This window comes from Janthinobacterium rivuli (assembly GCF_029690045.1).
GTDB classification, from domain to species: Bacteria; Pseudomonadota; Gammaproteobacteria; order Burkholderiales; family Burkholderiaceae_D; genus Janthinobacterium; species Janthinobacterium rivuli.
The window spans coordinates 4,535,414-4,550,736 of record NZ_CP121464.1 but is presented as its reverse complement, the minus strand read 5'-3'; the positions used below and the strand labels follow the sequence as shown (position 1 = coordinate 4,550,736).

Genomic DNA, 15,323 nt, shown 5'->3' with positions numbered 1-15,323 from the left:
ATAATTTCAGTGCAAGCTGGCTGCCGCGCAAGATGGTCTCGCGCGGCAAATTCTCCCTCCAGGCAAGCTCCGATATCGCTGCGGCGATGAGAGGATGGTCCGATGGATGTGCACGACGAGCATGACATGTCAGGGACGGCGGTGCCTGCGGCGCCGCCGCGCACCTTGCTGCTGGTCGATGACGAACCGAATATCCTCGCTTCCCTCAAGCGCCTGCTGCGGCGCGACGGCTACCATATCCTGACGGCCAACGGCGGCCAGGAAGGGCTGGACGTGCTGGCCAGCCACGCCGTCGACGTCATCGTCTCGGACCAGCGCATGCCGGGCATGCTGGGCGCCGACTTCCTGCGCAAGGCCAAGCTGCTGCGCCCGCAAACCATCCGCATCATGCTGTCGGGCTACACCGAGTTGCAGGCCGTCACGGACGCCGTCAACGAGGGCGCCATTTTCAAATTCCTCACCAAGCCCTGGGAAGACCACCAGCTGCGCGAGCATATCGCCGAAGCGTTTCGCCTGAAAGGCATCGACGACGACAATGTGCGCCTCAATGCGCAGCTGCGCGACGCCAACCAGGCGCTGGCGGCCGCCAATGCCGCCATGCAGGCGCTGGTGCGCCAGCAGCAGCACCAGATCAGCCGCGATGAAGTCAGCCTGGGCATCGCGCGCGAACTGCTGCAATTTCTGCCGCTGCCCGTGATCGGGCTTGATGAGGACGGCATGATCGCCTTTATCAACGCGGCGGCGGCCAACCTGTTCGAACGGGGCGCGGCCCTGCTGGGCAACGAGGCGGCGATCGTCTTGCCGCAATTGTTCGACGGGCAGGGCGCCCCCCGTCTGGCCGCCATCGATGGTCAGCCGTACGCCGTGGCCGTCCATCCGATGGGCCTGCATTCGCGCTCGCGCGGCAGCCTCGTCACCCTGAGTCGTCATGGAGCAGATACATGAGTGAAAGCGGACGCGAGATTTCGATGGAGCAGGCGCAGGAAGGCATGGTGCTGGCGCAGGCCTTGAACGACGCCAGCGGCGCCGTGCTGCTGGCCCAGGGCGCCACTCTGACGGCGGCGAACCTGACGGCTCTGCGCCGGCGCAATGTGGAGCGCTGCCGCGTCGTCATGGACGAGGTGCTTGACCCCGCCGCGCAGGCGCATGCCGAGCAGGAACGCTTGCGCCGCCTGGAACGGCTGGCCGTGCTGTTCCGCGCCACACCGGCCGATTCCGCCGGGGCCGAACTACTGGCGCTGCTGCAGCGCTACCGGCAAGGGGGCGTGGCATGACACGCCTCAGTTTTGAACACATCATCCGCCAGATCCAGGAACTGCCTTCGCTGCCGGTGGTGGTGCTGGAACTGCTGTCGAGCATGGACCAGGATGACACGGACGTGCACGTGCTGGCGCAAAAGATCGAGCTGGATCAGGCCCTGGCGGCGAAGACCTTGCGCATCGCCAATTCCTCGTTCTACGGCATGCAATCGAAGGTCACCAGTATTCCGCAAGCCGTTTCCGTGCTGGGCTTTCACAGCATCCGCACCGTCGTCACGGCGTGCGCCCTGACGGGCAGTTTCGCACCCGTCAGCGGCGGCTTCGATTTCCAGGCCTTTTGGCGCCACTCGCTGGCCACGGCCATTGCCGCGCGCCTGCTGGCGCCGCACCTGCGCGTCAATCCCGAAACGGCGTTCACGGCCGGCCTGCTGCACGACCTGGGCACCCTGGTGCTGGTGACGCGCTTCCCGGCCGAACACGCGCTCGTGCGCAGCCACCGCCAGGCGCACGATTGCCAGATGGCCGAGGCGGAACTGGCCGTCATCGGCATCGATCACGCGCAGGTGGGCAGCGCCCTTGCCGCCTACTGGAAGTTTCCCGAGGCGATACAGCAGGCGGTGGCCGACCACCATGCCATCGACCGCCTGGAAGCGGGCGGCCTGCCGCTGGCCGTGCACCTGGCCAATGCCGTTGCCCTGGCGCTCGACCTGGCCGGCGTCGACGATGCGCTGGTGCCGCCCCTGTCGCCGACGGGCTGGCGTAGCATCGCGCTGGACGAACCCGCCTGGCTGGCGCTGCTGGGGCAAACGGAACACACCTTCGATGAAATGTCGCGGATCATGCTGGCATGAACAGGATAGAGGCCATGGAAACAGATGCAGGGCAGGCGCTGCCGGCCAAGCCGGAACGCCGTCAGGGCGACACCATCGCGCTGTCGGCATTTTTCGACGGCCATCCCGTGGCCACTTTCGCCATCGACACGAATCACGTGGTGACGCACTGGAACAGCGCCTGCGAGCAGTTGCTGGGCTTTGCGGCCGCCGAGATGGTCGGCACGCGCGACCACTGGAAGGCGTTTTATCCGCAGCCGCGCGCCTGCCTGGCCGACCTGCTGGTGGCCGACGACATCGCGCTCGGCGAAAATGACCTTTACCTTGGCAAGCTGAAGCGTTCACCCGTGATCCCCGGCGCCTTCGAGGCCGAGGATTTTTTTGCCGATATCGGCCCCGACGGCCACTGGTTGCATTTCACGGCGGCGCCCCTGCGCGACCGCCAGGGACGCCTGGTGGGCGCCATCGAAACCCTGCGCGACGTGAGCGAACGGCGCCTGGCGGAACTGGCGCTGCGCAAGGCGCACGACAACCTGGAACACCTGGTGGCCGAGCGCACGGCCCAGCTGGCGGAGATGAACGAGCGCCTGGCCGACGACATCCGCCAGCGCCAGATCGCCGATCTGGAATTGCGCGAGCGTAACCTGGCCCTGACGGAATTGAACAGCAAGCTGTCGCTGGCCCAGCAAAAGCTGCTGCAGTCGGAAAAACTGGCATCGATCGGCCAGCTGGCCGCCGGCGTGGCGCACGAGATCAACAATCCCATCGGCTATGTGTTTTCCAATGTCGGCACCCTGGAAGGCTACCTGGACGACCTGTTCAGCATGCTCGACGCCTATGAGGAAGCCGAGCCGGCCGTGTCCGACCCCGTGGTGGCGGCGCGCCTGCGGGCGCTGCGCGAGCAGATCGACCTGGATTTCCTGCGCACCGACATCCCGATGCTGATGGGCGAGTCGAAGGAAGGCATTTCGCGCGTGCGCCGCATCGTGCAGGACCTGAAGGATTTTTCGCGCACGGATGCGCACCAGGAGTGGGTCTGGGCCGACTTGCGCCAGGGCATCAATACCACGCTCAATATCGTGAATAACGAGGTCAAGTACAAGGCCGACGTGGTGCGCGAATATGGCGACATTCCCGACATCGAATGCCAGCCTTCCGAGCTGAACCAGGTGATCATGAACCTGGTCGTCAACGCGGCCCACGCCATGGGCGAGGCGCACGGACGCATCACCCTGCGCACGGGCAGCGACAACGCGACGGAAGTGTGGATCGAGGTCGAGGATACGGGCGGCGGCATCGCGCCCGAGCACCTGTCGCGCATCTTCGACCCCTTCTTTACCACCAAGGCCGTCGGCAAGGGCACGGGGCTGGGCCTGTCGCTGGCCTACACGACGGTGCAGAAACACCATGGCCGCATCGACGTGCGCAGCGTCATCGGCAGCGGCACCACCTTTCGCATCACCTTGCCCGTGCGCCAGGCGCAGGCCGTCGCACCATGACCGAACAGGACAGCATGCATACCAGCACCAGCACCAGCACCGCGCCGTCCACCATCCTGTGCGTCGATGACGAGCCGAATATCCTGTCGTCGCTGCGGCGGCTGTTCCGCCCGCACGGCTACCGCGTGCTGACGGCCGATGGCGGCGCGGCCGGCCTGGCCCTGCTCGAGAGCGAGACGGTGGACCTGGTCATTTCCGACATGCGCATGCCGCAGATGGACGGCGCCCAGTTCCTGGCCCAGGTGCGCCAGCGCTGGCCCGGCACCATCCGCTTGCTGCTGACCGGCTATGCCGACATCCAGTCCATCCTCGACGCCATCAACCAGGGCGAGATCTACCGCTACGTGACCAAGCCGTGGGACGAGAACGATATCGTGCTGGTGGTGCGCCACGCGCTGGAACGGCGCGCGCTGGAGCAGGAAAAGCTGCGTCTGGAAGCGCTGACGGCCAGCCAGAACGTGGAGCTGCAGGCGCTCAACGCCAGCCTGGAAGCGAAGGTGGCCACGCGCACGCAGCAGCTGAAGCAGTCGCACGACGAAGTGCAGGCGGCCAACGAGCGACTGAAAGCCACGTTCGTGACGACCATCAAGGTGTTTTCCAACCTGATCGAGATGCGTGGCGGCAAGCTGGCCGGTCATGCGCGGCGGGTGGCCGAGCTGTCGCGCAAGCTGGCGCAGGCGCTGGGCCTGGAAGGGCAGGAGGCGCGCGACGTGTTCATCGCGGCCCTGCTCAAGGATATCGGCAAGCTCAGCCTGAGCGACGACGTGCTGGAACTGCCGGCCAGCGCCTGGAATGGCGAGCAGCTGGCCGCGTTCCGCAAGCATCCGCTGCGCGCCGAACAGTTATTGATGGCGCTCGACGAGCTGCGCGCCGTCTCCGTGATCCTGCGCTCGCAGCTCGAGCGCTTCGACGGCGGCGGCTTTCCCGACGGCCTGGTAGGCCTGGCCATTCCCATGGGCGCGCGCATCCTGGCGCTGGCGTCCGACTACGACGGCTTGCAGATCGGCGCCATGGTGCAGCGCAGCCTGCGCGCCGACGAGGCCCGCACCCTGATCTACGACAGCGTCGGCAAGCGCTATGACCCGGCCGTGGTGGCCGCTTTCCGCAGCATCATGGAAGAGACGGAACCGCCGGCGCGCGACCTGACGGTGCTGTCGGGCCAGCTGGAGCCGGGCATGGTGCTGTCGCGCGACCTGATCAGCCGCGATGGCCTGATGCTGCTGGCGGCCGAACACGTGCTGACGGCCCGCGTGATTGCCCAGCTGCTCGACTTTGAAGGCAAGAATGGCGGGCGCCTGAGCATCCGCGTGTACGCGCCGTCGAAAGACGCCTAGGCCTTCGCGGCGCCAGGCGGCTGCAGCGGCAGGTGCACGGTAAAGCGCGTGCCCTGGCCCACTTCGGACGCCACCTCGATGCGCCCGCCATGCTTGTTGACGATGCCGTACGACAGCGACAGGCCCAGGCCGGTGCCGCTGCCCACGGCCTTGGTCGTGAAAAATGGTTCGAAGATGCGGTTCAGGTGCTCGGGCGCGATGCCGGCGCCCGTGTCGCCGATCTCCACCCACACCCAGTCGCCCGCGTGGCCCGTGCGGATGCTGATCACGCCGTCGCTGCTGATGGCCTGGCCCGCGTTGACGAGCAGGTTCATGAAGACCTGGTTCAGCTGCGACGCCAGACACAGTATCTGCGGCAGCTCGCCATAGTGTTTTTCGATGCGCGCCTTGTATTTCAATTCGTTGGCGACGATATTGAGGGTGCTGTCCAGGCCCGCATGCAGGCTGGCCACTTGCCAGTCCGTCTCGCCCACGTGGGAAAAATCCTTCAGCGCCTGCACGATGTCGCGCACGCGTTTCAAGCCATCCATCGATTCTCGCACCAGGTCGCCGATGTCGTCCTGCAGGAAAGCCAGGTCGGCCTGCGCGCGCACCTGCGCCACTTTTTCGGCCCGGGCCGGGCCATCGAGCGGCTCGCCCATCGCCGCTTCATACTGGGCGATGACGTCGAACAGGGTGCCGACATAGCCTTGCAGCGAGCTCATGTTCGAATTGACGAAGCCGATCGGGTTGTTGATTTCATGCGCGATGCCGGCCGCCAGCTGGCCGATGGAGGCCATCTTTTCCGATTGCAGCAGCTGGTCGTGCGCTTCCTGCAACTTGCTGATCAGTAGTTGCTGCTCTTCGCCGCGCGCCTGCAGCATCGCTTCCATGCCCTTGCGTTCCGTGATGTCCGTCAGCGAGCCGATCACCTCGAACGGCACGCCGTGATCGTCGCGCACGAGGCGCAGGCTGTCGTGCATCCACAGATAGCTGCCGTCGCGCACGCGGAAGCGGTATTCGTAGGCGCGCGCGCCTTCGACGAAGATCTGCGCCAGGCTGGAAAAGATGCCGGGCGCATCGTCGGGGTGGATGTGGTCGAACCAGAAATTCGGATCGGCCACCATCTCCTCGGGCTGGTAGCCCAGCACGTTGAGGGCATTGTTGCTGACAAAGGTCATCTTGAAGTCGCCGCTGGGCACGGTGCAATAGATGATGGAAGGTGTATTGTCGAGCAGGTATTGCAGGCGCACGGCCGTGGCGGCCGACGCGTCATCGCCAGGCGCCGTCCCGGCATGCCGGCCGGTATCGGGAGTGGAAAGGTCGAAATCCTCGAACTGCATCGTCACACCTCGCTGCCTGCACGGCCTTGATGTCATCCTCGCTCGATTATGCCTGATTCTGCCTGCCTTGGGCCGCCATCGGCGCGCTCAAGGCGCCAGCGGCTGCTCGACGATCGCCATGCGCCGCGCGATGCGCTGCGCCGCTTGCGTGTCGCCCGCCTGTTCGGCGCGCAGGCGCTGCACGCCCAGCCACGCCAGCAGCGGCCGGCGCCAGCCCTGGTCCGAGGCGGTGGCCACGGCCGTATCGAGCAGCGCCGGCGTGGCGCGGCCCGAGCGCAGCAGCACGCCGGCCGCCACCAGCTGCGACAGCGGGTCCTTGATGGCGGACACGGCGCTGGCGGCGGCCGTATCGGCGCTGGCGCCGGCGGCCGCGCGCTGCGTTTCCGGCAGCAGGGCGACGTCGGCCGCCTGCGCCTTGCCAGCCAGCCAGGCCGCATACGCGCGGTCGGCGTCTGTCGCGTCGGCTTGCAGGGCGTCAAAGCCGGCGCAGTCCTCGAAGGCCAGGCTGGCCACGCGCGCGGCGCAGCGCAGCAGTTCGATGCGCGCCACGAGGTCAAGCTTGCCCGTGCCGGCCACCTGGCTGCGGGCGCGCCGGAATTCCGTCTGCTCGACCAGGGCGTTGCCATTCAAGTAGGCCGCTTGAAAGCGTTCGACGGAACTTTGCGCATTCATTTTCCAGTCCGGCACGGGCGGGCCGCTGGAGCAGGCGGCGAGCGCGGTGCACAACAATGCGGCCAGGGCGGACAAGGAGGCGTTGAGTTTTCTCATGGCAGTGTGATCTCCGGATTGCGCTTGAACGGCCATTTGCGGTTGATTTCATTGACCAGTTGCTCGACCTTGCGCAGATTGCTTTCCACGTCGGCGCGCAGCGGACCCAGGTCGGCGGTGGCCGCCTTGGCGTTGGCGCCCACGGCTTGCGCTTCGACCAGCACGGCGTCGACTTTTTTCAGGCTGTTGCGCGTGTCGGCCAGCAGCGCGTTCAGCTGCACGATGGTCGCCTGCGCATCCGTCATCACGCCCTTGTCGCCGAAGACGCGCGTATCGGCATTGGCCACCAGGCCATCCGTGCGGCGCGCCAACTGGTCGGCCGTGATCAGCAGGGCGTTGGCCCGCTCGATCAGCAGGCGCGATTGCTTGTCGTCGCCCGTCAGCAAGCCCATGGCGCCGCCCGGACCGCTGAGCTTGCCGGTGACGGCCTGCACGTTGCGCATGGTGCCGTCGAGTGCGGAATCGCTGCCCGTCAGGTTGCCCAGGTTGTTGAGCAAGTCCTTGGCGGCGGCCAGCAGGCGGGGAATTTCCGCCGCCATGTCGCCCACCAGCAAGTCGCGCGTGGCGTCGTCGGGCAGCGGCGGGTCCGTCAGGATGCCGCTGTAGGCGCGCAGCTTGGCGCCGCCCACGATGCCCCGTTCCAGGGTGAAGATGGAGCTGGTGCGCAGCCAGTGCGCGTCTTTGCGCGGCACGTCGATGATGACGCGCGCGCGGCCGTCCGGCGCCAGTTCGATGCGCTGCACGCGGCCGATGGGAAAGCCGGAAAAGGTCAGGTCGGCGCCCACGCCGACGCCGTCCGAATCGTCGGCCGTCAGCACCAGCGTCTGCGTGGCTTCGAAGGCGCCGCGCGCATACATCAGGTAGACGACGGAGCCGACCACCAGCACGAACATGAAGACGAGCAGGATGGCCGCCTTCAGTTCGGCGTGGCGCACGGGCGGCGGGGCGGGCAGCACAGCGTCGGGCGCCGTGACGTCGGTCTGGTCGGGATTTTGAGGTTGGCTCATGGCTTCTGGCTCTGGTATGGGTGATTCAAGATTGGCTGGCGGTGGCGGGGCATCAGTAGTAATTGCCCATCAGCGAAGCCACTTCGACCAGCAGGATGACGGAAAACAGGCGCAGCATTTCGGACAGGCCGTGCGCGGCCCACAGCCGGTTGCGCCGCCCATGCGGCTCCTCCGGATAGTACGACGAGGCGAGCGGGATCAGGGCCACGGCAAAGCTGAAGAAGATGACTTTGAGCATCAGGATCAGGGCCACGGCCGGATTGAAGATCTGCCCCACGACGCGTGTGTAGCCTTGCAGCGCCCACGGCGTAAAACCGTAGATGGTGAGGTAGGCGAGCACCAGCGACGTGACGCAGCTGACGATGGCCAGCATCCACACGGCGAAGATGCCGGACATGACGCGCGGAAAGTATTCGCGGCGCAGCAGGTCGACGCCCTGGCGCTGCATGGTATCGAGCATGCCGGACGAGCGCATTTGTGCGAACGCAATGCCGTCGGGCAAGGTCAGGCGCAGCGCGACGAACAGGGCGGCCGTCAGCGGTATCAGTTCCAGCACCAGCACGCGCACGACCATTTCCAGCGCATAGCGCGACAGGCCGTAGCTTTGCGCGCTGACGACGACGATGCGGATGAGTACCAGGCTGACGAGCGCGCAGGCCACGCTGAACCAGACCAGGTTCGGCGCCGTGTTCGTCACGAGGCGGTGCGCGAGGATGGGGCGGTTGTCGCGGTTGTAGCTCGATGGCGACAGGGCCAGCGAAAACACGAGGATGGCGAAATGCAGCATGCGCCACCAGCTGACCAGCCAGGCCATGGTGGCCCGGTGCAGGCGGCGCAGGCTGATGATGAGGGAGACGGATAGGGTCATCATGGCATCTTAACATTGGATACGTTCGATACAAGCGATTGTCCAGCCGTGCGGTCGTGCACGGCAAGCCCGCTATTCGCCGGCCACGCTGGCGATGATGGCGTCGGCAGCCGCGCGCACGCGGGCAGAACGGTTCAGGTCGGCATGCATGACCAGCCACACGTCGTAGCTTTCCGCCCGTTCGGGCCAGATGCGCACGAGTAGCGGGTCGATGTCGCCCAGGTGGGTGGCCAGCTCGGCCACGCCCAGGCCTGCCCGCGTGGCTTCCTGCAGCATCGCCGCCGAATTGACTTCCATGGCGACGCGGGCGTTGGCGACGGACTCGCCGGCGATTTTGTCGCCATGGCGCGGCGTGACGGAATGGTGGTAGATGACGATGTCGTGCCCGGCCAGCGCCGTGCCGCGCACGGGTTCGCCCCGCTCGGCCAGGTAGCTTTTTGACGCGTACAGGCCCAGGCTGCGCTTGACGAGGTGGCGCGAAATGAGGTCCGGGTCGGTGGGGCGCACGCCGCGCACGGCCAGGTCCGCTTCGCGCCGCGTCAGGCTGGCCAATGCCGGCGCCACGTTGAGCACGATGCGGATGTCCGGGTGGGCCGCATGCAGCTGCTGCATGGCGCGGATGACGAAATGGCTGGCCATGGTGTCGGTGGTGGCCACGCGCACCAGGCCGCTTAAACGGTTGTCGACGCCCTGCATCTCGCGCTGCAGCTTGTCGGCCGCCCGCTCCATCGCTTCGGCGGCCGTCAGCGCCAGCTCGCCGGCGGGCGTGGGCACGTAGCCCGATGGCGTGCGCAGAAACAGGGTGGCGCCCAGCGAGCTTTCCAGCGCGGCCAGGCGGCGCCCGCAGGTGGCCTGGTCGATGCGCAGCAGGGCGGCCGCACCGCGCAGGGTGCCGGCCCGGCCGATGGCGAGAAAGATGCGCGCGTTATCCCAGTCCATGAGTGCTTTCCGTTCGATGTTTGTGATGCATTTTTGCATCAATGCGCCGATTTTATGCCTGTTTACCGCATCATGCAACGCTCGCATAATGGCTGCCCCGCTGTCCCTGCAAGGAATTCCATGTCTGTCCCCACACCGCGCCGCGCCAGCGGCTTGATCCTGCTGACACTGGCCTTCGGCTTCGTCATGGCCATGCTCGACGTCACGGCCGTCAACGTGGCCTTGTCCGATATCGCGCTGGACTTGCGCATCCCGCTGACGGGCCTGGTCTGGGTGGTCGACGGCTACACCTTGACGTTTGCCGCGCTGCTGCTGGCCGGCGGCGCGCTGGCTGACCGCTACGGGCCGAAAGCCGTGTACCAGGGCGGCCTCGGCGTCTTCATTATCGGTTCGGTGCTGTGCGGCGCCGCGCCCGATGGACATTTTTTGACGGCGGCGCGCCTGTTGCAGGGGGCGGGCGCGGCCCTGTTCATGCCCAGTTCCCTGAGCCTGCTGACGCACAGCTTTGACGACGAGCGCGAGCGCACGCGCATGCTGGGCGCCTGGTCGGCGCTGGTGGGTGTGGCCGGTGCATCCGGCCCCCTGATCGGCGGCATCCTCGTGCACCAGTTCGGCTGGCGCAGCGTATTCTGGGTGAATGTGCCGCTGGGCGTGCTGGCCATCGTCATGGCGCAAGTGCTCTTGGCCGCGCCGGCGCGCCAGCCGCGCGATTTATCGCTGTTCAGCCATGCGCTGGGCGTGGCGGCGCTGGCGGGTCTGAGTTTTACCTTGATCGAAGGGCCCGTGCTGGGCTGGCTGTCGCCCGGTGTGCTGGCGGCGGGGGCCTTGACGGTGCTGTCGGCCGGGCAACTGCTGCGGCGCGAGCGCAGCGGCAGCCATCCGCTGTTGCCGCGTGCACTGTTTCACAGCAGCAGCTTTGGCGCGGCCAATGGCGTGGGTTTCCTGATCAATTTCTGCGTGTTTGGCCAGCTGTTTTTATTGAGCCTGTTCCTGCAGCAATCGGGCGGCGCCGACGCCTTGCAGTCGGGCTTGCGCCTGCTGCCCATGATGGCGGCCTACACGGTGGGCAATTTCATGGCAGGAAGCATTGCGGCGCGTCACGGCACGCGCTTGCCCATGCTGGCCGGCTTGCTGGTGGGGGCGATGATGGCGCTGTTGCTGATGGGCTTGCGTCCGGGTACGCCGTTTGCGCTGCTGGCGCTGGGCACGGCCGTCATGAACGTGGCCATCGGCATCGCCATTCCCGCCATGACGGCCACCGTGATGCGGGTGGCCGGCAAGCAGCATGCGAACAGCGCGGCGGCGGCCCTGAATGCCAACCGGCAAATCGGCGCGCTGGTGGGCGTGGCCCTGATCGGCAGCATCCTGCACATGGTGCAGGACTGGTCGCTGCGTTTGCCGCTGGCCTACGCGACGATTGCCGTTGCGTATGGCCTGGCGGCGGGCCTCGTCTACCGGCACGTGCATCTGCCTAAGGCCGTGGCCGCCTGACAGTTTATTGCTCGCGCGTGCTGCGCCATTCCACCAGTTCTTCGATGGTCAGGATCGGCATGCCGTGCAGTTCGGCGAAACGTTCGATATCGTCGCCGCGCATCATGGTGCCGTCCGGGTTCATCAGCTCGCACAGCACGGCGGCCGGGTTCAGGCCCGCCATGCGCGACAGGTCGACGGAGCCTTCCGTGTGGCCACGGCGCTCGAGCACGCCACCGGGCGCGGCGCGCAGGGGAAATACGTGGCCGGGGCGCACCAGGTCGGCTGGCTTCGCATTTGGCGCGATGGCGGCGCGGATGGTGGTGACCCGGTCGGCGGCCGACACGCCCGTCGTGACGCCGTCGCGCGCCTCGATGGACACCGTGAACGGCGTGCCGTAGCGGCTGCCGTTGTCGGACGACATGGGTGGCAATTCCAGCGCGCTGACGACGTCCGTCGGCAGGCACAGGCAGACGATGCCGCTGCATTCGCGGATCAAGAGGGCCATGGTTTCGTTCGTGAGTTTTTCGGCAGACAGGATCAGGTCGGCTTCGTTTTCACGGTCGAAATCGTCGAGCAGGATGACGGGAATGCCGGCGCGCATGGCGGCCAGGGCGGATTGGATGCGACCTTCCAGGTCGTTGGAAAGCAGGGTATAGCTGTTGACTAACATGGTGAAACGCTCCTCGCATAGGCGAAAAACGCTGCAGGGCAAGCGAATAGACGCAGCCGGCCGCATCGACAGGTCGAGCGGACATCGCGTTTACTGCACATCTTCTTTCATCCGGACTATACCGTCGGCTCTGGAGTCACACCAGATCTGCTGACCCTGCCAAACGAAGTTTGACAGGCGCTCGCGGGCTTGACCGTTGCCGGTCTTACCGCCGGTGGGGAATCGCACCCCGCCCCGAAGACGTATTGTTGTGCCGGTCCACATGACCGGCGGCAATACTTTAGCACAATTGACAAAAGCTGGCAGGGCACTGTTGAGTTTGTTATTCGGCAAAGTTGCCTGGGGAAAGCAGTTTTTCCTAAGCTGTTTTTAATGGCGGAAAGACGATTTCAGTGTAAGGTACGCTTACTGAATCTTACCGTTGAGAATACATGAATCTGAGTAAATTACGCCTGATCTCGGGCGCCGTCTTGCTGGCGTGCGCCTGCATGGCCCAGGCAGAAATCCGTTTGAGCGATCCCTTGCCGCTGGCACCAGAAGTTACCGTTGGAAAACTGCCGAACGGCTTGACCTATTACATCAAGAAAAATGCCCGTCCTGCGCAGAAAGTGGAATTGCGCCTTGTGGTAAAAGCCGGTTCCATCCTGGAAGATGACGACCAGCAAGGCCTGGCGCATTTCACGGAACACATGGCCTTCAATGGCTCCACGCATTTCAAGCGCAATGAACTGATTTCATACCTGCAATCGATCGGCGTGAAGTTCGGCGCCGACTTGAACGCCTACACGAGCTTTGATGAAACCGTGTACGTGCTGCCGATTCCGACGAACAAGAAGGGAAACCTGGAAAAGGGTTTTCTCGTACTGGAAGACTGGGCGCATGGTTTGAAATTCAATCCGGCCGACATCAACAGCGAGCGCGGCATCGTGCTGGAAGAGGCGCGCCTGGGCAAGGGCGCCAGCGACCGCATGAACAAGGTGCTGTATCCGAAGCTGCTGAACGGTTCGCGCTACGCGGAACGCATGCCGATCGGCAAGGAATCCGTCTTGAAAACCTTCAAGCCGGAAGCCATCAAGCGTTTCTATAAGGATTGGTACCGTCCCGACCTGATGGCCGTGGTGGTGGTCGGCGACGTGGAGCCGAAACAGGCTGAAGCGATGATCCGCCAGCATTTCGGCAAGCTGAAAAATCCCGCGAAACCGCGTCCGCGCCTGTATGCGGAAGTGCCGCAGCGCTCGCAAACGGAAGCGCTGGTGATCACGGACAAGGAAGCGCCGGACGACACCGTCTTTATCCGCTACCCGATCCGCGCCGCGCAGGAGCCCGTCACCATCGCCGACTACCGCCGCCAGATGATCGAAAACCTGTACGGGCAAATGCTCAGCGCGCGCATGCAGGAATTGACGCAGCAGGCGAACCCGCCGTTCATCCAGGGCGGCAGCAACATGGGCAAGCTGGTGCGCGGCTATGAATCGTTCAGCGCGTACGCCTTGCTGGGCAAGGGCGGCGTGCAGCCGGCCGTCGATGCGCTGGTGCAGGAAGACGAGCGGGCGCGCCGCTTCGGTTTCAGCCAGGACGAGCTGGACCGCGCGCGCAAGAACATGCTGCGCAATTACGAGCGCGCATACAGCGAGCGCGACAAGTCCGATTCGGCCGGTTTCGTGGCCGAATACTCGCGCAACTTCCTGGAGCAGGAAGCCATCCCCGGTATCGCCAATGAATTGCTGTACGCGCAGGAACTCTTGCCGCAGGTAACCTTGCAGGAAATCAACGAGACGGTGGCCAAGGTGATTCCCGACCAGCAAAAGAAACTGGTGGTCTTCATGGGCGCCGAGCCGAAGGCGGGCGCTGCGGCCTCGACCGTGCCGACGCAGCAGCAATTGCTCGATGCCGTGGCGAAAGCCGAGCAGCAAACCATCGAGCCGCGCACGGAAAAAGTGCTGGCCAGCAAGCTGATGGATGGCCCGCCGGCCGGCGGCAGCATCGTCTCGGAAAAGTTGAACAGCGCCATCGGCGTGACGGAACTGACCCTGGGCAATGGCGTGCGCGTGCTGCTCAAACCGACGGACTTCAAGAATGACCAGGTGCTGATGGGCTCGACGCGCTTCGGCGGCCAGTCGCTGTTTGGCGACGCCGATATCTATAACGCCCGCTATGCGAGCGCCGTGGTCGGCAGCATGGGCCTGAAAGACCTGGCGCCGCTGGACTTGCAAAAAGTGTTGGCCGGCAAGACGGTCAACGTGGGCGCTTCGCTGGGCGAGCTGAGCGAAGGCTTTGGCGGCTCGGCCAGCAGCGCCGACGTGGAAGCCATGCTACAACTGGTGTATTTGTATTTCAATGACGTGCGCAAGGATGCGGGCCTGTACCAGTCCTTCATCGGCAAGCAGCAGGACCTGGCGAAAAACAGCATGGCGCAGCCGGAAGCCGTGTTTTACGATGCCATCCAGCACGCCATGTTTGGCGACAACCCGCGCGTCGATGGCGTGCCGCGCGCGGCCGACTTCGACAAGGTGGGCCTGGACCGTTCGCTGGACATCTTCCGCCAGCGCTTTTCCAGCGCACGCGGCATGACCTTCATCTTCGCGGGCAGCTTCGAGCTCGACAAGATCAAGCCGCTGATCGCCAGCTACCTGGGCACCTTGCCCGTGGCCGACGTGCCGCACGCCTACCGCGACGTGGGCATGCGTCCGGTGACCGGGGTTGTCAAGAAGGATATCTACATGGGCAGCGAGCCGAAAAGCACGATTTCCATCACCTTCAATGGCGACGTGGCGTATTCGGACGAGCAAAAGCTGACCCTGCAGGCGCTGGGCGAGGTGCTGAACCTGAAAGTCATCGAAGTGCTGCGCGAAAAGATGAGCATGATCTATGGCGGCGGCTTTGAAACGTCGATGGGCCAGCATCCGTATGGCCATTATTCGGTGGCCTTGAACTTGCCGACGGGACCCGAAAACGTCGACAAAGTGATCGCCGCCGCCTTTGCCGAAATCAACAAGATGAAGACGGACGGGCCATCGGCGGCCGACCTGGAAAAGGTCAAGCTGAACTGGATTACGCGCCAGCAAAAGTCGCTGCGCGAAAACCGCTACTGGATGAGCCAGTTGATGGGTTCGGTGACGCAGGGGCGCGACCCGGCGCACATCCTGCGCTACGAGCAGCGCGTGCGCGCCATCACGCCGCAAGCCGTCAAACTGGCGGCGCAGCGCTACCTGGACATGCACAATTATGTGCAGGTGGTGTTGTATCCGGAACGTAAAAACGTTGCAGCCAAGTAATCCTCGTGTTTCATCTGCATGGGCGGCAAGGTGACGAAGCTGTTAAACTGCCGCTTATTGATGTGATATCGCAATTTAA

Annotated in this window: 13 protein-coding genes and 1 riboswitch; of the genes, 7 read left to right on the top strand and 6 right to left on the bottom strand. The window is 65.0% G+C overall.

Going from position 1 to position 15,323, the window contains the following annotated elements; all coding sequences use genetic code 11:
* Positions 1-102: 102 nt before the first annotated feature.
* Genes P9875_RS20715 through P9875_RS20695 form a run of 5 tightly spaced genes read left to right on the top strand, consistent with a single transcriptional unit; the run spans position 103 to position 4,922 of the window.
* Entirely contained in the window at positions 103-945 is an 843-nt protein-coding gene (locus tag P9875_RS20715; protein WP_278316472.1) for a response regulator, read from the top strand.
* A complete protein-coding gene (locus P9875_RS20710; RefSeq protein ID WP_278316471.1) occupies positions 942-1,274 on the top strand; it encodes a hypothetical protein in 333 nt (110 codons plus the stop codon). The genes P9875_RS20715 and P9875_RS20710 overlap by 4 nt, the downstream gene beginning before the upstream one ends.
* Complete coding sequence (locus P9875_RS20705; RefSeq protein WP_278316470.1) at positions 1,271-2,110, top strand: HDOD domain-containing protein; 840 nt, start codon at positions 1,271-1,273, stop codon at positions 2,108-2,110. The genes P9875_RS20710 and P9875_RS20705 overlap by 4 nt, the downstream gene beginning before the upstream one ends.
* A gap of 14 nt (positions 2,111-2,124) precedes the next feature.
* The gene (locus tag P9875_RS20700; RefSeq protein WP_278316469.1) at positions 2,125-3,588 is read left to right on the top strand and encodes an ATP-binding protein; all 1,464 of its coding nucleotides are present in this window, start codon (positions 2,125-2,127) and stop codon (positions 3,586-3,588) included.
* 14 nt (positions 3,589-3,602) lie between these two features.
* Complete coding sequence (locus P9875_RS20695; protein ID WP_278316468.1) at positions 3,603-4,922, top strand: HD domain-containing phosphohydrolase; 1,320 nt, start codon at positions 3,603-3,605, stop codon at positions 4,920-4,922.
* On the opposite strand, the gene P9875_RS20690 is transcribed toward P9875_RS20695, so the two are convergent.
* The 5 genes from P9875_RS20690 to P9875_RS20670 all read right to left on the bottom strand — a co-directional run bounded on the left by P9875_RS20690 (position 4,919) and on the right by P9875_RS20670 (position 9,826).
* Positions 4,919-6,244, bottom strand: a complete 1,326-nt coding sequence (locus P9875_RS20690) for an ATP-binding protein (protein ID WP_278316467.1) — start codon at positions 6,242-6,244, stop codon at positions 4,919-4,921. The two genes, P9875_RS20695 and P9875_RS20690, sit on opposite strands and share 4 nt — an antisense overlap.
* Positions 6,245-6,331: 87 nt before the next feature.
* The gene (locus P9875_RS20685; RefSeq protein ID WP_278316466.1) at positions 6,332-7,012 is read right to left on the bottom strand and encodes a hypothetical protein; all 681 of its coding nucleotides are present in this window, start codon (positions 7,010-7,012) and stop codon (positions 6,332-6,334) included.
* Positions 7,009-8,019, bottom strand: coding sequence for an MlaD family protein (locus P9875_RS20680; protein WP_278316465.1), 1,011 nt, complete (start codon positions 8,017-8,019; stop codon positions 7,009-7,011). Before P9875_RS20680 ends, P9875_RS20685 begins: the two co-directional genes overlap by 4 nt.
* 52 nt (positions 8,020-8,071) lie before the next feature.
* Positions 8,072-8,887: an MlaE family ABC transporter permease gene (locus P9875_RS20675; protein WP_099400686.1), complete on the bottom strand. Its 816-nt coding sequence runs from the start codon at positions 8,885-8,887 to the stop codon at positions 8,072-8,074.
* 72 nt (positions 8,888-8,959) lie between these two features.
* Positions 8,960-9,826, bottom strand: coding sequence for a LysR family transcriptional regulator (locus P9875_RS20670; RefSeq protein WP_219307014.1), 867 nt, complete (start codon positions 9,824-9,826; stop codon positions 8,960-8,962).
* Positions 9,827-9,946: 120 nt separating this feature from the next.
* Here P9875_RS20670 and P9875_RS20665 point away from each other — a divergent pair, with 120 nt between their 5' ends.
* Positions 9,947-11,317 carry an MFS transporter gene (locus P9875_RS20665; RefSeq protein WP_278316464.1) on the top strand — a complete coding sequence of 457 codons (1,371 nt, stop codon included), beginning with the start codon at positions 9,947-9,949 and terminating at the stop codon, positions 11,315-11,317.
* Positions 11,318-11,321: 4 nt separating this feature from the next.
* Here P9875_RS20665 and ribB read toward each other — a convergent pair whose 3' ends face one another.
* Positions 11,322-11,969 carry a 3,4-dihydroxy-2-butanone-4-phosphate synthase gene (gene ribB / locus P9875_RS20660; protein ID WP_035820303.1) on the bottom strand — a complete coding sequence of 216 codons (648 nt, stop codon included), beginning with the start codon at positions 11,967-11,969 and terminating at the stop codon, positions 11,322-11,324.
* Positions 11,970-12,064: 95 nt separating this feature from the next.
* Positions 12,065-12,215, bottom strand: a riboswitch (FMN riboswitch).
* A gap of 185 nt (positions 12,216-12,400) precedes the next feature.
* On the opposite strand from ribB, the gene P9875_RS20655 reads away from it, so the two are divergent.
* Positions 12,401-15,244, top strand: a complete 2,844-nt coding sequence (locus P9875_RS20655; protein ID WP_278316463.1) for a M16 family metallopeptidase — start codon at positions 12,401-12,403, stop codon at positions 15,242-15,244.
* Positions 15,245-15,323: the final 79 nt, after the last annotated feature.